Here is an 18,496-nt window from a genome sequence, read left to right on the forward strand (position 1 = left end):
CTCCTTAAGCCTCTGATGCCTGCACGAGCGCCTGCGCCATGCGCTCGGCGGTCGCGAGAGCGGCCGAAGTCATGATGTCGAGATTGCCCGCGTAGGCGGGCAGATAGTGCGCGGCGCCTTCCACCTCGATGAAGATCGAGGTCTTCAGACCGCTGAACTTGCCGAGGCCCGGAATGTTCAGCGGCGCGCTCGCGCTGATTTCGTCGAACTGCACCTTCTGCTTCAGGCGATAGCCCGGCACGTACGCCTGCACCGCGGCGGCCATCTGCTCGATCGACTGCTCGACCTTGTCGAGGTCGGCCAGCTCCGACAGCGTATAGACCGTGTCGCGCATCATCACCGGCGGCTCGGCCGGGTTGAGTACGATGATCGCCTTGCCCTTCGCGGCGCCGCCGACCACTTCGATCGCCTTCGACGTGGTCTCGGTGAATTCATCGATGTTCGCGCGCGTGCCTGGGCCCGCTGACTTGCTGCTGATCGACGCGACGATCTCCGCGTAATGCACCTTCGCGACGCGCGACACGGCCGCGACCATCGGAATGGTCGCCTGTCCGCCGCACGTGACCATGTTCACGTTCGGCGCGTCGAGATGCGTGTCGAGATTCACCACCGGCACGCAGTACGGGCCGATCGCTGCCGGCGTCAGATCGATCACGCGAATCGAGGGCTTCAGCTTTCGCAACAGCGCATCGTTCTTGACGTGTGCGCCGGCCGAGGTCGCGTCGAACACGAAGTCGATGTCGTTGAACACGGGTAGACGAGTCAGACCTTCGACACCATCATGCGTGGTCGCGACGCCACGCCGCGCGGCGCGCGCGAGGCCGTCGGAGTTCGGATCGATGCCGACCATCGCCGCGACTTCGAGATGCTTGCCGTGACGCAGGATCTTGATCATCAGATCGGTGCCGATGTTGCCGGAGCCGACGATCGCGGCCTTCAGTTTTTCGCTTGCCATATGAGTTCCCAATCGAGTGCTTGCGAGTGCATGCTTTATGCGGAAAAAGTCGCGCGGACGTTGCCGAGACCTTCGATCTGCGCGCAGTAGGTGCCCGGCTCCTTGACGGCGACCATCGGGCCCAAAGCGCCTGTCATCAGCACGTCGCCGGCACGCAGCGGCGTGCCGAGCCGGACCATGCGATCCGCGAGCCAGGCGGCGGCATTCAGCGGATTGCCGAGACACGCGGCGCCATTGCCGCGCGACAGGACTTCCGCATCCTTCGATAGCGTCATTGCGCAGGCCGCGAGATCAATATCGCGCAGCAGGACCGGCCGGCTGCCGAGCACAAAGCGCGCACTCGACGCGTTGTCCGCGACCGTATCGACGAAACGGATGTTCCAGCCTTCGATGCGGCTGTCCACCACTTCGATCGCCGCGACCGCATACGCGGTTGCGCGCATCAGATCGGCGTACGTGTGCCGCTCGTACAGCAGATCGTGTTCGAGCACGAGCGCGATCTCCGCTTCGACCTTCGGCTGAATCAACTGCTCGAGAGGAATCGACTGGCCGTCGCCATACGCCATCGATGCGAACAGCGCGCCGAAGTCAGGCTGGTCGACACCGAGTTGACGCTGCACCGCCGGCGACGTAAGTCCGATCTTGCGTCCGACGACGCGCTCGCCCGCCGCGATGCGCGCGGCCACGTTGGCCTGCTGCACCGCGTACGCGAGCTCCTCGGCGTCGGCCGGGTTCGACAGTTCGACGAAACGCCGGTCGTCGCGCAACGGCGCGATGGTCGCGCGCGTACGTTCCGATTCGCGCAGGCGCAGGGCCAGCGCGTCTATATTGCTTTGAGTGGTCATAGCGGGTTCCTGATTCGGTTAGACGTGGGCCGTCACGGGTCGGGCATGCATCGCGCCGAAGCCCGCGATCCATTCGGGAATCGGACGGTAGTAATCGAGCGACGCGCGATACGGGCCGCTCGCGTTCAGTGCGCCGAACGCGGCGATCCACGTGCGGATTTCGTGCGCGGACTTGCCGGCCTCGCGCGTGATCGCGTGGTTGGTCAGACCGTCGAGCGCGGTGAGTTCGCCGTCTTCGAGCAGCTTCAGGAACGCGCGATCCCATTCCGGATTGAGCGGATGCAGACGGCTGTCGCCCGCGGCGAACGCGCGCGCCGCCGCGATCGTGCGCGCCTCACGCGCCGCACGCGATTCGGCCGACGGATTGCGGCCCGCGATCAGACGCTCGGCGGCTTCCTCGCTCGCGCCCGCGAGTTCCGGCACCGGCGGCTCGTGCGAGATGCCGCCCGAGCCGATCACGAGCACGCGTTGCTTCGAGCGTGCGAGCGCTCGACCCAACGCATCGCCGAGCAGACGCGCGCGGCGGCATGAAGCCATCGGCGCGGCCACCGAATTGATGAATACCGGCACGACCGGATATCGATCGAGGCCGCCCGTCAGAATCGCCAGCGCTTGCGCGCAACCGTGATCGACCTGCATGCGGTACGAGACGGCGACGTCGACGTCGCTCGCGAGCACCGCTTCGGCAAGGTCGAGCGCGGTATGGACGGGCACCTCCAGCGGACCGGCGAGGCTCTTGAAGTCGCCGATCGCGCTCGCCGATGCGCCGATGCAAAACGGCGGCATCACGTCATAGAAGAAACCGTTGTAATGATCGGGCGCGAACACGACGACCAGTTCGGGATCGAACTCGACGACGCGCGCACGCGCTGCCGCATGCACGCGCTCGACTTCCGCGACGACTTCGGGCGCGGGATCGTAATAGCCGTGCAACGGCGTGTGCGAAAGGCATTCGAGCAGCATCGGCATATCAGGCTCCGGCGGTTGCTGCGGTGGCGAAAGTGGCGACGGCATCGGGCGCGAACGCTGCTTCGTTGCCAGAACCGGCCACGTCAGCCCGCCCCGCCAGGTCGAGATGCAGCTGCCGCGCGAGTGCGACGACGAGTTGCGACACCTGCTGCGGCGAGCCCACGCCCGCGACGAAACGATCGGGACGCAACAGCACCACCGATTCCGGCACTCGCGTGAACCAGTCCTTCAGCCGCGTGTTCACATCGCCGATCGCGATGACGTCTTCTGGCACGTCGTCATGGAAAGACATCTGCGTGTCCGGCTTCGCGACCACGAAGCAGCCGCCGAGCCGCCGCCAGATCGCACGCGCCTGCTCCGACAAACCGAAGGTCGGTTCCGCGCCCCAGCCGACGATCGCGAAGCGGTTGCCGAGCACATCGTCGAGTCGCACGACCTCGCCGCTCTCAGTGCGCACGCGCGGTTGAATGAACATGCGGCCGACCGGCGAATGACAATGCGGGTCGCGTCCATACACCAGACGGCCGAGCCGCGACTCGCGCTTCTCGCTCATCAGACCGAGCAGGCGGCCCGGCGCCGAATGCCCCGAGCGTTCGAGCACGCGCGCGAGCCAGCCATGCTTGCGCGGCGTGCGCGCCAGCAATACGACGCCGCTTTCATAGCGTGGCATCGGCTTGAAACGCATTTCGACGAAGTAGCGCTTGACCGCCGGGAACCAGTTGAACGTACGCACGAACGCGTCGCGAAACTTGATGCCGAAGCGGCTCATCGGCGCGAAGATGTCGCCCGCGACCTCGGAGAGGTGGATCATCGAGCGCGCATGCGAACGGCGCTCGGCGGTGTAGCTATCGAGCAGCGCATCGCCGGCGACGCCCTTGACCACCATCGCGAGTTTCCAGCCGAGGTTGCTCGCGTCGCGAATACCGCTGTTGTAGCCCTGGCCCTGCCACACCGGCATGATGTGTGCGGCGTCGCCGGCGAGCAGCACGCGCTTCACGCGGAAGCTGCTCGCGAGGCGCGCGTTGTGCGTATAGACGCGCTTGCGGATGTAGTCGACCTTCTCCGGCTCGGCGACGACCTTGCGGATCAGCGCGGCCATGTTCTCCGGCTTCGACAGCTCTTCCTCGGTCTCGCCGGGCATCACCATGAATTCGAAGCGGCGAATCCCGTGCGGCAGCGCGGCCGACACATACGGGCGCCGCGGATCGCAATGCATGTACACGTGCGGCGAGCCGATCGGGTCGTTGCGCACGTCGACGACGATCCACTGATTCGGTTTCGTGCGGCCCTCGAACGGCACGTCGAGGGTGCGGCGCACGAAGCTGTTGCCGCCGTCCGCACCGACCATGTACGACGCGCGGATCGTGCGGCGGCCGCTCTGCGCGTGTTGCGCTTCGATCGTGACGCCGCTGCCGTCCTGCGTGAACGAGTCGACCGTGTGGCCGAACAGCACCTCGACGTGCGGGAAGCGTTGCAGGCCGTCGTACAACACGCGATCGGCCAGCGGCTGAATGAACGCGTTGCGGCGCGACCAGCCGAATTCGTCGGTGCGCGGCTCGATAGATGCGAAGCAGTGACCGTTGCTCGTGACGAAGCGCATCCAGTGATCGGGGGTCGTGTGCGGCAGCAATGCATCGGCGAGGCCGACGGACTGAAACACGCGCAGCGCTTCGTCATCGAGGCCGATTGCGCGCGGATAGTCGATGATCCCGTCGAGCTTTTCGATCAGCACGACGCGCACGCCCTGCAGGCCGAGATAGTTGGCGATCATCAAGCCGACCGGGCCGGCGCCGATGATCGCGACGTCGGTGGTGACGGGTCCACTGTGGCCTTGCGCGGCCACCGGGTCGAGCGGTTGGGGCATGTTGTCTCCGTATGTCGACCAGAGTGACCGGGTCGAGATATTCACGGAGCGCGGCGGCGGGAACCGGCTGTCGCCATGGCGAAAAATCGCCTGCGGACAACAGCTTGCGTCTCCATGAAATCGTTGATTTGGTGGCAGTCTAGGACCGGCCACCTGCCCGCTCAACAAAATCTGGAAATTGTGCATAGAATGCACATAGTTGATTTGATTGAGGTTTCAAGTGACCAAATACACGAACGTGCGAGGTCTGTCGCGCGGCTTGCAGGTGCTGCAGGCGCTCAACTCGATGGACAGCGGCCGCGCGACGAGCCAGCAGATCAGCGAGCTGACCGGCCTGCATCGCACCACCGCGCGGCGGCTGCTCGAAACGTTGATGGAGGAAGGCTTCGTGCGGCGCAGCGCGTCGGACGACAGCTTCCGGCTCACGCTGAAGGTGCGCGCGCTGAGCGAAGGCTTCACCGACGACGAACGCATCGCGACGATCGCGCCGCCGGTGATGGGGCGTCTGCTGCAACGCGTCGCGTGGCCGTCCGATCTGACCACGCCCGACGGCGACGCGATGATCGTCCGCGAGACCACGCACCGCTTCAGTCCGCTATCGTTTCATCGCGCGATGGTCGGCCGCCGTTTGCCGATCCTGCTGACCGCGGCGGGTCGCGCGTACTTCGCGATGTGCCCCGACGAGGAGCGCGAGGACATTCTCGATCTGCTGCGCGCGGGCGCGGGCGGCGAGGAGCAGAAGGCGCTCGCGTCGAACGACGCGTTGATTCGCAGTCTCGTGCGACGCGTGCGCGCGGATGGGTTCGGCTCGAATCACGGCGACTGGGCGGATCAGGGGAAGATCGGCGCGGTCGCCGTCGCGATCGTGTTCGAGGAACGCGTGCTCGCGAGCTTGAACGTAGTGTTTCTGTCGCGCGCGGTGTCGCTCGCGGAAGCGAAGCGGCGCTATGTGCCCGAGTTGCAGACGGCCGCGCGGGAGATGGTCGAGGAACTCGCGGCGCAGACCCGCGCGAGGAGCGGAGCGGGCAAGACGCGTGCGGGACGCGAGCGGAAGTCGTGAGGTGGCATTCGCAAGCCGTCCCGCAACTCAGAATCGCGTGCGAATACTCGTCGTCAATTGCAACTGGTTCTTCGCGCCAAACGTCGTCGCGACGACGCAATCATTGTGAAGCTTCCTCTTGTGCTAGAAGCGACCCACGCGGTCAGCCCGCTTTCAAGGCTTCACGTCATCGACGAACTGATCGGTAAACGTGCGCGACAGATCGATATGCCGCCCCTTCACCGCCGGATTGAAGCTCGACAGTACCTTCAGCACCGTCTGCGGACCGTCGGCTGGCATCTTGCCGTCGACGGTGTACATCGGCAGCGAGGCCTGCAATGCGCTGATATACAGCGCCCTGTCGTTGCCGATGTCTTCTTTTGGCATCTGCGCGGCGATTTGTTCCGCGCTGTGGGTGTGCATATAGCGCAGCGTCTTGACGAATGCGCGCGCGAGTTTCGCGGCTTCGTCGGCATGCGCGTCGAGCCACGTGCTTTGCACGTAGAGGCTCGACGCGGGATACATGCCGCCGAGCGCGGCGCGCGTGCCATCGACATTGCGCATGTCGACGAGTACTTTGGCGTCGCCAGCTTTCAATAGCTGAGTGACGGTCGGCTCGGTCGTCATACCCGCGTGAATGCGTCCTTGCCGCATCGCCGCGATGAAACTGCTGTCCGCGCCGACCGGCAGCAGCGTGTATTGCGTGGACCGCACGCCCGCGCGCTGTGCGAGGTACTGCGTGAGAAAACTCGTCGACGAGCCGAGCCCCGTCACGCCGAGCGTTTTACCGCGCACGTCGGCCATGCTCCGGATCGAATCGGCCGATTTCGCCGCGACCAGTTGCACTTCGCCGGGCACCTGGCTGAACACGACGATCGTCTTCACTTCCTTGCCGCGTGTCTGCAGATCGATCGTGTGATCGTAGAAGCCGACCACGCCCTGCACCGCGCCCGCGAGCATTTCGTTTTCGCCGTCTATTCCAGTCGGCTGCGACAGCAGTTCGACGTCGAGCCCTTCGGCCTTGAAATAGCCGAGCTGTTCGGCAAGACGCGCCGGCAGATAGATGAGCTTGTTGGTACCGCCCACCATGATCGCGAGTTTCTCCGGCGCGGCGGCTTGCGCAGACGTCGCGAGTCTCGCGAGCGCGCACAGCGCGAGCGACGCCGCGACGGCGGCATAGGCCGCGCGCGAGAAACGCGTCAAGGAAAGCTTCATTGGGGCTGTCTCCGTTATCTTGCGTCTGGGCGCCGCGCGGGTCGCCTGCCCGTGATTTTGAAGGTGCGAACCCTTCCCGATGCTTTTCCCGGCTGTGCATGTTGCGCAAACCTCGGGTTTATCCCGATCACTTCGGCGTTGCGCGCGGAAACGTCACGGCGATATGCACACCCTTGCCGCCCTCGCCCGCCTTCAGCGTGATCTCGCCGTGATGGGCGTCCGCGATTTCGCGCACGATCGCAAGACCGAGGCCCGTGCCCTCGGTATCCGTCGACGCACGAAAGAACGGCTCGAACACGCGGCTGCGCGATTCGGCCGGAATGCCGGGGCCGTTGTCGGTCACGCTGACCGTCACCGCATTGGCCGCAGTATCAGCGTTCACGGCGACCGTCACGTGACCACCGCTGCCCGTATAGCGAATCGCGTTCTCGGCGAGATTCGCGATCAGTGCCTGCAACAAGCCGAGATGTCCGAGCACCGGCGCCGCGCCGTGCAATTCCGCGCCCAGATCGATTTCACGTGCCTGCGCGAGCAGGCCGAGATCTTCGACGACCTCCATCGCGAGCGGCACCAGATCGACGCGTTCCATGGCGATCTGCGAGTTGTCGGCGGCCTCGGCCTGCGCGAGCAAAAGCAGCTTGTTGGTGAGCCCGACCATCGACCGGTTGCTGCGATGCATCGCGGCAAGCGCTTCGTCGAGCGCGGGATTGAGGCCTTCCTGCTGCCGCGCGAATTGCAGTTGCGTGCCGAGCAGCGTGAGCGGCGTGCGCAACTGATGCGCGGCGTCGGCGATAAAGCGCCGCTGCGCCGCCACCTGCACGCCGAGCCGCGCGATGCACTGATTGATCGCATCGACGATGGGCCGCAGTTCCGTATGCAGACGCTCGACGCGAATCGGTTCGAGCTGCATCGGATCGCGGTCGGCCACCTCGTCTTTCACCTTCATCAACGGCCGCAACTCGAACGTGAGCCCGATGCAAACGAGCGCCACCGCCAGCGCGATCATTTCGAGCTGGCGCACGAGTTGCGGCCGCCACAGCTGTTGCGTCATCGCATCGCGCGAGCGCACGGTCTTGCCGACCGTCACACGCACGGGACGCGTCGCGCCGTTGTCGTACATGAGCCGCACGATGTCGACAGCGCGCACCTGCTGGCCGTGCAACTGCGTGTAGTACGAATCCGGCACGTCGGGCGCCCGCAGCGGACGCGGCGGAAAATCAGGCGTACCCGCGAGCAGCCGCCCCTCGTCGACACGCACGCTATAGAACACCTGGTCGCGATATGGCGATGCGAAGATCTCGAGCGCGGCGGGCGGCACATCGACACGCAGAAAGCCGTCGCTCCATTCGACCTCGCCCGCGATCATCCGCGCCGACGCGACCAGCTGATTGTCCTGCACCAGATTCGCGGTGTGCCGCGCGTTGTCGTACTCGGTCTTGCCGGTCACGAACACATAAAGCGCGAGCGGGACGAGCAGCCACCACAGCAGGCGTATGCGTAGGCTATTGGCCATCGTTACTGGTCGTCTTCCCGCTTGCGCAGCAGATAGCCGAGCCCGCGCAGCGTGACGATCGCGGCCGAGCTGCCATCGAGCTTCTTGCGCAGACGCGAAATGTAGATCTCGACCGCATCCTCGCTCGGCTCGTCGGCGAGCGTGAAGATCGCATCGACCAGCGCCGGCTTCGTCACCGTCTTGCCGAGGCGCAGGATCAGCGCTTCGAGCACCGAACGCTCGCGCGGCGTCACATTCAGCGGCGCGCCCTTCAGCGTGAACTGGCGCGTGTCGATGTCGAACGACAGATCGCCGCACACCACCTCGCCCGCTTTCGACGGCGACTGCCGCCGAATCGCCACCTTGATGCGCGCGATCAGCTCGCGCACTTCGAACGGCTTCACCAGATAGTCGTCGGCGCCGGCGCCGAGCAGCTCCACCTTCTCGTCGATCGAGCCGCTCGCGGTAAGGATCAGCACCGGCGTCGCGTCGCCACGCTGACGCAGCCGGCGCAGCACGTTCTTGCCCGACAGCTTCGGCAGGTTCAGGTCGAGCAGGATCACGTCGTAGTGATTGGTGCGCAGCAGGCGGTCGGCTTCATCGCCGTCCTGCACGGCGTCGAGCGCGAAGGCCTCCTGCTCCAGCATCTTCGCGAGCCAGTGCGCAAGCGTGGGGTTGTCTTCGATCAGCAGCAGCTTCATGGCGGCAACGGCAAAAGTCAGGTCGTCGATTGTGCCTTAAAACAAGGGGGCCGCGCGCATACCGTGTGGTGTGCCGCATACGTCCAGTGCCCGCCGCGAGCGCGGTGCCGATCCGCGCGCAATGTCGGCGCATTTTCGGCGCATTTTCGGGTTAACACCCATGTTTTGCGCCAAACCCCGAAAGCTGCCAGAAGGTTTCGCGTTTCTATAATCGCCCCCATTGACCCAGAAAAGCGCCGCGCACCACGGGGTCGCGGCGACCCACCTAAGGAGACTGCTTCATGCGTACCTTGCGCCAGATTGCCGCTGTATCAGGAGTTGCGTTCGCCCTTGCCGCCGCTTCGGCCGCCGCTCACGCCGAGAAGATCACGATCATGGTCGGCGGCGCCACCAAGATCATCTATCTGCCGGCCAAGCTCACCGAGCAGCTCGGTTACTTCAAGGACGAAGGCCTCGACGTCGAGATCCTGTCGCAGCCGGCCGGCGTCGATGCGGAGAACGAACTGCTCGCGGGCGCGGTGCAAGGCGTGGTCGGCTTCTACGATCATACGATCGACCTGCAGAGCAAGGGCAAGGAAGTGCAGGCGCTCGTCGTCTTCGGCCAGGTGCCGGGCGAAGTAGAGATGGTCTCGACGAAGGCGGCCGATTCGCTGAAGAGCATGGCCGACGTCAAAGGCAAGACGCTCGGCGTGACCGGCCTCGGTTCGTCGACCAGCTTCCTCACGCAGTACCTCGCGCAGCGCGCGGGCGTGCCGTCGACGCAATACACGATGTTGCCGGTCGGCGCGGACAACAGCTTCATCGCCGCCGTCAAGCAAGGCCGCATCGACGCCGGCATGACCACCGAGCCGACCGTCTCGCAACTGCTCAAGACCGGCGACGCGAAGGTGCTGGTCGACATGCGCAACGTGGACGGCACGCGCGCCGCGCTCGGCGGCACCTACCCCGCTTCGAGTTTCTACGTGCAGCGCGCGTGGGCCGAAGCGCACAAGGACGAGGCCGCGAAGCTCTCGCATGCGTTCGCGAAGACGCTGAACTACATCGCGACGCATAGCGCCGAGGACATTGCCGCGCAGATGCCGAAAGACTACTACGGCAACAACAAGGACCTGTACGTGAACGCGCTGAAGGCGTCGCTGCCGATGTTCACGAAGGACGGCAAGATGCCCGCCGACGGCCCGGATACGGTACTGAAGGTGCTGTCCGCATTCAATCCGTCGGTGAAGGGCAAGCATATCGATCTCGCCAAGACCTACACCAACGACTACGTGTCGGCGCCGGTCAAGACCGCGTCGAAGTAACGCTTCTTTCATCTTCACAGAACTGCGAGGCACCCGCCGATGAATCAACCTATGTCACGCGAGACGCCAGCGATCGAAATGCGCAACGTGTCGTGCCGTTTCATTTCCCCGGACGGCAAGGCCACGATCGCGCTGCGCGACTTCAGCATGTCGGTGGCACGCGGCGAATTCGTCGCGGTGGTCGGCCCGACCGGCTGCGGCAAGTCCACCACGCTCAGCATGATCACCGGCTTGCTGAAGCCGACCACCGGCGAAGTGCGCGTGATGGGCGCGCCGGTGGACGGCATCGATCCGCGCATCGGTTTCGTGTTTCAGGCGGATGCGGTGTTTCCGTGGCGCTCGGTGCTCGACAACGTCGCGGCGGGTCCGCTGTATCGCGGCCGCTCGAAATCGGCCGCTTACGACGAAGCGAACGAATGGCTGCGCCGCGTGGGCCTCGACAAGTTCGGCAAGCACTATCCGCATCAACTGTCCGGCGGCATGCGCAAGCGCGTCGCGCTTGCGCAGACCTTCATCAACAAGCCGGAAATCCTGCTGATGGACGAGCCGTTCTCGGCGCTCGACATGCAGACGCGCACATTGATGCAGGACGAGTTGCTGCAATTGTGGGGCGGCGCCGGCTCGGTCGTGTTCGTCACGCACGACCTCGAAGAAGCGATTGCGCTCGCCGACCGCGTGTTCGTGCTAACTGCCCGCCCCGCCACGCTGAAGAAAGTCTACGAAATCGATCTGCCGCGACCGCGCGTCACATCGGAGATCCGCTACGACTCACGCTTCATCGAAATTTCGCGCGATATCTGGCATGACCTGCGCGAAGAAGTGCAGATCGGTTAATCAAGGAACGGCAAACATGTCTACACCCTCTCAACAGATGATGCCCTCGGGCATCGACGCCGCGTCGCTCGCTCACGTCGAGCGTATTGCGCAGAAGAAGATCCGCCAGCGCCAGGTTCTGGTGATTTCGCTGCGCATTCTCCTGCTCGTGGTCGTGCTCGGCGGCTGGGAACTGTCCGCGCGCCTGAAGTGGATCGACCCTTTCTTCTTCTCGATGCCGACCGAGATCTTCGCCCAGATCGTCGACTGGTTCGTGAACGGTACCTCGCAAGGGCCGCTGCTCACGCAGGTGTGGGTCACGCTCGAGGAAACGGGGCTCGGCTTCATCATCGGTTCGATCGGGGGCATCTTCTGCGGCATCGTGCTCGGCCGCAACAAGCTGCTCTCCGACGTGTTCAGCCTCTACATCAAGATCGCCAACTCGATCCACGCGCGTCGTGCTCGGCTCGGTGTTCGTGATCGCGCTCGGGCTCGGCATGGCATCGAAAGTCGCGCTCGCGGTCGTGATGGTGTTTTTCGTCGTGTTCGCCAACGCGTTCCAGGGCGTGCGCGAAGCGGATCGCTACATGATCGCGAATGCGCAGATTCTCGGCGCGTCGCGCCGTCAGGTGACGACCTCGGTCGTGATTCCGTCGGCGCTGAGCTGGATTCTCGCGAGCCTGCACGTGAGCTTCGGCTTCGCGCTGGTCGGCGCGGTGGTCGGCGAGTTTCTCGGCTCGAAGCAGGGCATCGGCTTGCTGATCTCCACCGCCCAGGGCGCGTTCAATGCCGCCGGCGTGTTCGCGGCGATGATCGTGCTGGCGGTGGTCGCGCTTGCCGCCGACTACCTGCTGACCGCGGTGGAGAGTCGATTGTTGAAGTGGCGGCCGAGTTCGGTTTAAGCCACGGCAGCGCAGAGTCCACAAACAGTAGTTCGCTTCACCGATGCCGCTCAGTCTTCTGGACTGAGCGGCATTTTTATTTGCTAACGCACATCCTGTCTCCCGCCAGCAAACTGTTTTTCGCAATACGTTGGCCACCTCGCAACACTTCTTTCTTTCAATCCCCCACCAGAAGCCAACATCCGGCTGCCAGCCCGTTCCATGCGCTATGGCACGCTCGATGCATACCCCACCGCGCAAGTCAGGCGATCGCCAACATCGATCGCGGATCGAAGCGAGGTGAGTCATGTCGAGTGCACAGAGTCAACGCCGGTCAACCAACGGGTACGGCGGCCCGTTCATGCGCGCCAACACCGCGAATCGCCGCGATCGTCATCATTCGAGCGGATTCGTGCTGTTCGGCTTGCACACCGCCGGTGTGATCGGCCGCGGACCGAAACGCCTCTGGCCGTATGTCCTGCCCTGGTTGTTCATCTTACTGACGATCGGCTCCATCTGCCTCGTCGTGCGCGGCGTGCTCACGCGTCAATTGCTGGTACCGCCGGTGGAGACACCGCAAACGCTGACCGAGCGCGGCTATACAGCGAACTTTCTCGCCGAGCGGATCATGTCGGCGATGAAGGAAATCGGCCAGGATGCCGAATCGATTCCGCACGACACGATGACCAGCAACGACGCGCAACAGGACATCCAGATTCCGGGTCAGGAAATGTCGTATGCGACGACGGTGCGCTTCATCAAAGGCGTGCTCAAACGCGACGATGTCGCCGTGCACATCGGCATCACGAAGACGAATAGCAGCGCGGATTCATACGTCGCGCACGTGCAGATAGAACACGGACCGTTCAACGGCCGCGAAAGCACGGTGCCGTTCGAAGGGCGCGACCTCGAAAAGCTCGTGCACGACATCGCCGTCACGGCGATGCGCCTCGCCGAACCTAACATCCTCGCCAGTCATCTGTTCACGCAGGTGCAAAAGACCAAATGCTCGCTCGCGCAATGCGACTATCGCGAGATCGTCGGGATCTATGACGAAGTCCTCGCGTTGCCCTCATCCGAGCAAGCCCAATGGGCAGTCGCGGGCAAGGCGTGGTTGCTCGACAGTCAGCAGCGCTCGACAGAAGCCGAGCAGCAGATCCGCGAAGCATTGACCCAATACAAGCACTCGGCGGTGCTGCGCGCGAGTCTCGGCATTGCACTCGAACAGCAGAACCGCATCGACGATGCGGTAAAAGAACTGCGGGCCGGCGCGAAGGAAAAGTCGCGCACCGCTGAAAACCTGCGACTGCTCGGCGACGTGCTGTTGCATTCGAAGAAGCACGATCGCGAAGCACTCGAAGCATTCCGGCAGGCTGCCAAGATGAACCCCGACTCCGTCGACACGCTGCACGACTGGGCCGAGGCGCTCGTCAAAACCGGCCACGACGACGAAGCGATCGACAAGCTGTCGCACGCCGTCGCATTGCGTCCCGATCTCGCGCCGTCCTATGTGGAATGGGGCCACGCGCTGGAACACAAAGGCGCGCTGCGCGAGGCCGCGCGCAAGTATGCACAGGCATTGCAGCGCGACGCCGGCACGTTGTCGGCGCGCGAACGCGAGCTGGCGCTCTCGACGGACGCATCGCCCGACGAAGCCGACACCCGGACATCGAGGCCTGAGCTGCACGTCAAGCCCGTTTCGAATCCCATGACGTCGTACCCGCTTCGGGCCTCGCTCGATACGGTACGCGACGCCGTAGGACGGGCGATGCGAGCGGCCTGAGCCGCGCGCATTCGCCATTTGAGTTGGCAACACAGCCGAACAGGAGAGAGTTCGATGGACAGCTTCGAAGATGCATTCAAAGCCTTGATCGGAAACGAAGGTGGGTACAGCTTCAATCCGGCCGATCCAGGCGGCGAAACGATGTGGGGTGTGACGGCGTGCGTCGCGCGCAGTGAGGGCTATAACGGCGCGATGAAAGACCTGCCGCTCGATACCGCCCATCAGATCGCCAAGCGCAGGTACTGGGACCCGTTGCATCTCGACGAACTCGATCCGCGCGTGGCTTTCCAGATTTTCGATGCGAACTACAACGGCGGCCTCGTCGTGCTGTGGATGCAGAAAGCGTCCGGCGCCAGGGAGGACGGCAAGTTCGGCCCCGACACGCTCGATGCGGTCAAGAACGCCGATCCGATGAAGTTCGTGATGCGCTTCGCCGCGTATCGTCTGCGCTACCTGCGGAACCTGCATTCGTGGCCGAATTTCAGCCGCGGCTGGACCGAACGCATGGCAGCCAATCTTCTCCTGGGAGCAGCATGATGGACTGGTCTAAAGTTGCGAAGAATATCAACAGCACCGCCCCGCTTCTCGCCGGGCTCGTAGGGGGGCCGGTCGGCCTCGGCGTGACCGCTGCCGCCGCGATCATCTCGCACGCGCTCGGCACGCCGAGCGACCCGGCCTTCGTGGAACCCGCGTTGAACGACCCCGGCGCACTCGAAAAACTTCGCCAGGCCGAAAGCGCGAATTCGCTGCAATTGCAGCAGTTGATGGTGACGGCCGCGCAGTCGAGCCTCGCGCACGACGCCGACATGGCCCGCATCGCCACGAGCGACACCGCGAATGCACGCGCGATGGGTGTCGCCAATCGCGACTGGGTCCCGAAGGTGCTCGCGATGGCGGTCACCACCGGCTTCTTCGGCATTTTGCTGCTGATGGCGTTCCAGCCTTTGCCGGGTACCAACAAGGATCTCGTCAACGTGATCGTCGGCGCGTTGGGAACCGCGTGGATCAGCATCATCGGCTATTACTTCGGCACGTCGGTCGGCTCGATGCGCAAGACCGAGCTGCTCGCGAAGCCGAGCGTGTCGATCACGGCCGATAGCGCGTTGACGTTGCGCGAACCGGCGTCGCAGTCGGGAGCGCACGCACCGGCGGCGGCCGCGCCGTCCGGCGACCACTTCCCATCGTTCGCGCCGGGCGGGCAAGGTCCGATCTTCTCGGGCGGCAGTTGAGTCGATGCTACGCTAAGCGAGTCATGCACGCGACGAAGTACATTGACCGTCGCGTGCATGTCCGCATCAAAGCAGGGCTCTTTCGCCGGCGCGCGTTTTGCGCTAAGTTGGCAACGCGAAGTCCATCCCGTCCCGAGTGGAGCGATAAAAGATGAGTGACGTCGAGCAGAACGCGCAGAACGATCCGATCGAACACGTCGTGCTACTGTTGATGGAGAATCACTCGTTCGACCAGATGCTCGGCTGCCTCGACGCCGTGCACGACAAACTGGACGGCGTGCGCAACGCGGCCGGCAAATCGAACGCCGACGGTCAAGGCCACACCTTCTATCCGCGTGAAACGCGCGAGCGGCAGATGAAGCACGATCCGAATCACGAGCACAAGGCCGTGATGGAACAGATCGCCGCCGACAACAGCGGTTTCGTGCGTACGTTCGTGAACGACTACCCGAAGAGCAGCCTCGCCGCGCGGCAAGACGTGATGGGCTATTACCCGCTCGGCTTTCTGCCCGCGCTGCACACGCTCGGTTCGCAATTCACCGTGTGCGACCGGTGGTTCTCGTCATTGCCGGGGCCGACGTGGCCCAACCGTTTTTTCGCGCTGACGGGTACGTCGAAAGGCGAGATCGAAATGCCTTCGGGACTCGACGGGCTCAATCCGCGCTGGTACACCGAGCAGGATCAGGACACGATTTTCGATCGGCTGAACGCCGCGCGCAAAACGTGGAGCGTCTATTTCTACGACTTCCCCGCCTCGTTGCTGCTGAAGAACCAGCGACGCGCGGAAAACCTCGCGAATTACCGCTCTTTCGATCAATTCTTCGAGGACGCAGCGGGACCCGCCAGTCAGTTTCCGCAATTCGTACTGATCGAGCCGAAGTACTTCGGCGAAGCGCAGAACGACGATCATCCGCCGCACAACATCATGAAGGCAGAGAAGCTGATCGCGGATACCTACAATGCGCTGCGCTCGAATCAGGCGCTGTGGGAGCGCACGTTACTGGTGGTCCTCTACGATGAGCACGGCGGTTTCTACGACCACGTATCGCCGCCGGCCGACGCGCTCGCGCCCGACGACCACACCGCGAGCTTCGATTTCAAACGACTCGGCGTGCGTGTTCCCGCCATCCTGGTGTCACCGTGGTGCGAAGCCGGCGTGTGCAACGAACGATTCGATCATTGCAGCCTGCTGAAGTACCTGTGCGACAAGTGGCAAATGCCACCGCTCGGCAAGCGCACCGAGGCGTCCGCGAACCTCGGTGTGGCGATTCGCCGTGGCGGCGGCGCGCGCACCGATACGCCTCCGTTTATTCGCGTGCCCAATCAATCGCTGATTGCGCAGCACGTCGAACTGGAACGCAAATCGTCGAATGGCAATCAGCATGGCCTGCATCATTTCGCCGACTATCTGCACGCGGAACTGGACCGGCTCGCCGCCGAGGCGGTCGAGGCGGCCGCGCAACTGGCGCGCACCGGCAACGCATGGGTGCGCTTCAAGAGCGCGTTGGGCTCGCTGATGATGAGTCTCGGCCAGTGGCTCAGCAAGGACTTCTACGACGCACGCGACCAACGCGATGCACGCACGAGCCAGGCGTTCACGCGCTTGCGGCAATCGGTCCGTGAGGCGACGCCGGGCATCGCGCGAGACGATGCGGAAGAAACGGCCTTGCCCGTCAATCCGGTCTCGGAGAAATAGCACGCCGCAAAGCGGTGGTAGTGCGGAACGTTGCCGGATGCCAGAGTTCGTGAAATCGGGGACTTTGGATTTCTTCGACTATTTCAATCGTCTTGACGCAGTGGCCGGTTGGCAGTGACGGTATCAGTGAAGCGGACGGTGAATCGTGCCATAGAAACTGGGAGTTTCGGTTCGGACCGCCGCAGCGCAGCGCCGCCGGCTATTTTCCCGGCGACAAGCGCTATCGCGCGAACAACGGCCACAAACAGACAGTCGACACGGTGATCAAAACCGTTGACAATTTCCTCAACGGCTCGCCACTCGTCGCATCGAGATGCCGGCCCAACGACTTCAAACAGTTCCCATCTAACAAGCATGAGCAACGTTCCTCCTGTCGTTTTCGTTCACGGCTTCATCGGTACGCTCGACGTCACCGGATACGAGTTGCCGCATGCCGCGCCCGATCTGCTTGGGTACGGCGAGCACCAAAACGTTCCGTTCAATGCCATATCCCTACCGGGCCAAGTCGAGCATCTGCGAGCGTTCGTGGATGCCCGTTTTGGAAGCAAACCAGTTGACGTAGTTGGTCATTCCGTTGGTGGTGCGATCGCTATGTTGTTCGCTCGGACCTACCCTGAGTACATCCGCAGGATCGTCAATGCCGAAGGGAATTTCACGTTGGAGGATGCGTTCTGGTCCGCGTCGGTAGGACGGATGAACCAGAGCGAGGCTGACGCCATGCTGGCAGATTTTCGTGCTGACCCACTAGCCTGGATCAGCAGTTCCGTTACTACATCTGCGCCGTATGTCGGCGAGATCGCCGCCCGGTGGCTTGCTCATCAGCCAGCATCCACTCTCCGCGCAATGGGTCAATGTGTAGTCACGACGACGGGAAAAGATGATTACCTAAGATTGCTCGAGCAGGTCTTCGATCGGCATCCGGTGTATTTGCTGTCCGGTGAGCACTCCCGCAAAGGCTGGAACGTACCAGACTGGGCATCGAAAAAATGCGCTGGAGATTACACGATTGCCAACAGCGGCCATCTGATGATGCTCGACAACGATGTCGAATTTTCAGCAGCGATCAAGCGATTCTTGGCAGAATAGGTCGGCTGCTGCGGATCACGTGGGGGGCGACAGTCGCCGCGACGCGACAGGCACAGTGCGGCCAAGACGCGTCGTTCGCTTATGCCGTCGCTCTGACGTTCAGACGCCTGTTCCTCTCAGCAAGCAGCCATTCGGCATGCAAAGACGAAGGTCACATCATCACCCGTTTGGGGCATGTACGGCCTGTGACAAGGCAACTACAGGACTTGGGCCGACACACCGAGGTAGTGCGGCTGCACACATGCCCCACTTTGCCCGCAACATCCACCACGCTAGCTACGTCCAGCCTTCTTCACGCCCCGCCGGCGCGGAGTGCCGCTGTCATGGTCCATACTTGCGAACGTCGGCAGCACACTGAGAATTGCATCATAATGGTGTAAAGTGGTGCATCTTAGCCAACGGAACTCATGATGACAATCGGCAGGAATAAGGAAGGGGTAAGAGCGAGGGGCGATGCGGCGGTTCGTGCCTCGGTGAGTTTCCCGCCCGAGTTGTATCGTCTTCTCGAACACATCGCCTTGCAGAAGAAGGTCTCCATCGCTTGGGTTATCCGCGATGCTGCCGAAAAGTACGTCTCCGATCAATTGCCGAATGCGGGTTAATGCTGAACCGGAGCGAATAAGCTTG

General features: G+C 63.4%; 16 protein-coding genes and 1 pseudogene. 10 read left to right on the plus strand and 7 right to left on the minus strand.

Annotated features, from left to right (window positions below):
• Positions 1–4 precede the first annotated feature (4 nt).
• From OKW38_RS29480 to OKW38_RS29495, 4 genes are read right to left on the minus strand one after another with little or no spacing between them, the layout of a single operon-like run.
• Positions 5–955 (minus strand): acetaldehyde dehydrogenase (acetylating), encoded by a 951-nt coding sequence (locus tag OKW38_RS29480; protein WP_429364419.1) that lies wholly within the window; start codon positions 953–955, stop codon positions 5–7.
• Between the two features lie 35 nt (positions 956–990).
• The gene (locus OKW38_RS29485; RefSeq protein ID WP_429333380.1) at positions 991–1,800 is read right to left on the minus strand and encodes a 2-keto-4-pentenoate hydratase; all 810 of its coding nucleotides are present in this window, start codon (positions 1,798–1,800) and stop codon (positions 991–993) included.
• Positions 1,801–1,818: 18 nt separating this feature from the next.
• Complete coding sequence (locus OKW38_RS29490) at positions 1,819–2,769, minus strand: 3-carboxyethylcatechol 2,3-dioxygenase (protein ID WP_429364421.1); 951 nt, start codon at positions 2,767–2,769, stop codon at positions 1,819–1,821.
• A 1-nt stretch (position 2,770) separates the two neighbouring features.
• Entirely contained in the window at positions 2,771–4,633 is a 1,863-nt protein-coding gene (locus tag OKW38_RS29495) for a bifunctional 3-(3-hydroxy-phenyl)propionate/3-hydroxycinnamic acid hydroxylase (RefSeq protein WP_429364423.1), read from the minus strand.
• A gap of 220 nt (positions 4,634–4,853) precedes the next feature.
• Here OKW38_RS29495 and OKW38_RS29500 point away from each other — a divergent pair, with 220 nt between their 5' ends.
• Positions 4,854–5,693, plus strand: a complete 840-nt coding sequence (locus OKW38_RS29500) for a DNA-binding transcriptional regulator (protein WP_184024662.1) — start codon at positions 4,854–4,856, stop codon at positions 5,691–5,693.
• Between the two features lie 153 nt (positions 5,694–5,846).
• Here the strand turns inward: OKW38_RS29500 and OKW38_RS29505 are convergent, their stop codons facing one another.
• From OKW38_RS29505 to OKW38_RS29515, 3 genes are all read right to left on the minus strand, one after another.
• On the minus strand, positions 5,847–6,887 hold the full coding sequence (locus OKW38_RS29505) for an ABC transporter substrate-binding protein (RefSeq protein ID WP_090807499.1): 1,041 nt from the start codon (positions 6,885–6,887) through the stop codon (positions 5,847–5,849).
• 127 nt (positions 6,888–7,014) lie between these two features.
• Positions 7,015–8,400: a sensor histidine kinase gene (locus OKW38_RS29510; protein WP_429364425.1), complete on the minus strand. Its 1,386-nt coding sequence runs from the start codon at positions 8,398–8,400 to the stop codon at positions 7,015–7,017.
• A 2-nt stretch (positions 8,401–8,402) separates the two neighbouring features.
• A complete protein-coding gene (locus OKW38_RS29515; RefSeq protein WP_018423692.1) occupies positions 8,403–9,080 on the minus strand; it encodes a response regulator in 678 nt (225 codons plus the stop codon).
• Positions 9,081–9,361: 281 nt separating this feature from the next.
• Between OKW38_RS29515 and OKW38_RS29520 the strand changes: the two genes are divergently transcribed.
• From OKW38_RS29520 to OKW38_RS29560, 9 genes and pseudogenes are all read left to right on the plus strand, one after another.
• Positions 9,362–10,381 (plus strand): ABC transporter substrate-binding protein, encoded by a 1,020-nt coding sequence (locus OKW38_RS29520; RefSeq protein WP_018423693.1) that lies wholly within the window; start codon positions 9,362–9,364, stop codon positions 10,379–10,381.
• Between the two features lie 39 nt (positions 10,382–10,420).
• Positions 10,421–11,215, plus strand: coding sequence for an ABC transporter ATP-binding protein (locus OKW38_RS29525; RefSeq protein ID WP_184024643.1), 795 nt, complete (start codon positions 10,421–10,423; stop codon positions 11,213–11,215).
• Between the two features lie 16 nt (positions 11,216–11,231).
• Positions 11,232–12,096 (plus strand): annotated as a pseudogene (locus OKW38_RS29530) (ABC transporter permease).
• 286 nt (positions 12,097–12,382) lie between these two features.
• Complete coding sequence (locus tag OKW38_RS29535; RefSeq protein ID WP_429364427.1) at positions 12,383–13,858, plus strand: tetratricopeptide repeat protein; 1,476 nt, start codon at positions 12,383–12,385, stop codon at positions 13,856–13,858.
• Between the two features lie 54 nt (positions 13,859–13,912).
• On the plus strand, positions 13,913–14,395 hold the full coding sequence (locus OKW38_RS29540; RefSeq protein ID WP_429364429.1) for a glycoside hydrolase family 108 protein: 483 nt from the start codon (positions 13,913–13,915) through the stop codon (positions 14,393–14,395).
• Positions 14,395–15,087 (plus strand): hypothetical protein, encoded by a 693-nt coding sequence (locus OKW38_RS29545; RefSeq protein WP_429364431.1) that lies wholly within the window; start codon positions 14,395–14,397, stop codon positions 15,085–15,087. Before OKW38_RS29540 ends, OKW38_RS29545 begins: the two co-directional genes overlap by 1 nt.
• A 151-nt stretch (positions 15,088–15,238) precedes the next feature.
• The gene (locus tag OKW38_RS29550) at positions 15,239–16,783 is read left to right on the plus strand and encodes an alkaline phosphatase family protein (protein WP_429364433.1); all 1,545 of its coding nucleotides are present in this window, start codon (positions 15,239–15,241) and stop codon (positions 16,781–16,783) included.
• Positions 16,784–17,137: 354 nt separating this feature from the next.
• On the plus strand, positions 17,138–17,869 hold the full coding sequence (locus tag OKW38_RS29555; protein ID WP_429364435.1) for an alpha/beta fold hydrolase: 732 nt from the start codon (positions 17,138–17,140) through the stop codon (positions 17,867–17,869).
• Positions 17,870–18,276: 407 nt separating this feature from the next.
• Positions 18,277–18,471 carry a CopG family transcriptional regulator gene (locus tag OKW38_RS29560; RefSeq protein WP_429333367.1) on the plus strand — a complete coding sequence of 65 codons (195 nt, stop codon included), beginning with the start codon at positions 18,277–18,279 and terminating at the stop codon, positions 18,469–18,471.
• Positions 18,472–18,496: the final 25 nt, after the last annotated feature.

The sequence above is a fragment of the Paraburkholderia sp. MM5496-R1 genome (assembly GCF_050436205.1).
GTDB lineage: Bacteria > Pseudomonadota > Gammaproteobacteria > Burkholderiales > Burkholderiaceae > Paraburkholderia > Paraburkholderia tuberum.

Coding starts and splice junctions, on each gene's coding strand:
- OKW38_RS29515 (WP_018423692.1), bottom strand. CDS start 9,080: ATGAAGCTGCTGCTGATCGAAGACAACCCCACGCTTGCGCACTGGCTC.
- OKW38_RS29555 (WP_429364435.1), top strand. CDS start 17,138: ATGAGCAACGTTCCTCCTGTCGTTTTCGTTCACGGCTTCATCGGTACG.
- OKW38_RS29550 (WP_429364433.1), top strand. CDS start 15,239: ATGAGTGACGTCGAGCAGAACGCGCAGAACGATCCGATCGAACACGTC.
- OKW38_RS29520 (WP_018423693.1), top strand. CDS start 9,362: ATGCGTACCTTGCGCCAGATTGCCGCTGTATCAGGAGTTGCGTTCGCC.
- OKW38_RS29490 (WP_429364421.1), bottom strand. CDS start 2,769: ATGCCGATGCTGCTCGAATGCCTTTCGCACACGCCGTTGCACGGCTAT.
- OKW38_RS29510 (WP_429364425.1), bottom strand. CDS start 8,400: ATGGCCAATAGCCTACGCATACGCCTGCTGTGGTGGCTGCTCGTCCCG.
- OKW38_RS29485 (WP_429333380.1), bottom strand. CDS start 1,800: ATGACCACTCAAAGCAATATAGACGCGCTGGCCCTGCGCCTGCGCGAA.
- OKW38_RS29495 (WP_429364423.1), bottom strand. CDS start 4,633: ATGCCCCAACCGCTCGACCCGGTGGCCGCGCAAGGCCACAGTGGACCC.
- OKW38_RS29480 (WP_429364419.1), bottom strand. CDS start 955: ATGGCAAGCGAAAAACTGAAGGCCGCGATCGTCGGCTCCGGCAACATC.
- OKW38_RS29535 (WP_429364427.1), top strand. CDS start 12,383: ATGTCGAGTGCACAGAGTCAACGCCGGTCAACCAACGGGTACGGCGGC.
- OKW38_RS29525 (WP_184024643.1), top strand. CDS start 10,421: ATGAATCAACCTATGTCACGCGAGACGCCAGCGATCGAAATGCGCAAC.
- OKW38_RS29560 (WP_429333367.1), top strand. CDS start 18,277: ATGATGACAATCGGCAGGAATAAGGAAGGGGTAAGAGCGAGGGGCGAT.
- OKW38_RS29545 (WP_429364431.1), top strand. CDS start 14,395: ATGGACTGGTCTAAAGTTGCGAAGAATATCAACAGCACCGCCCCGCTT.
- OKW38_RS29540 (WP_429364429.1), top strand. CDS start 13,913: ATGGACAGCTTCGAAGATGCATTCAAAGCCTTGATCGGAAACGAAGGT.
- OKW38_RS29505 (WP_090807499.1), bottom strand. CDS start 6,887: ATGAAGCTTTCCTTGACGCGTTTCTCGCGCGCGGCCTATGCCGCCGTC.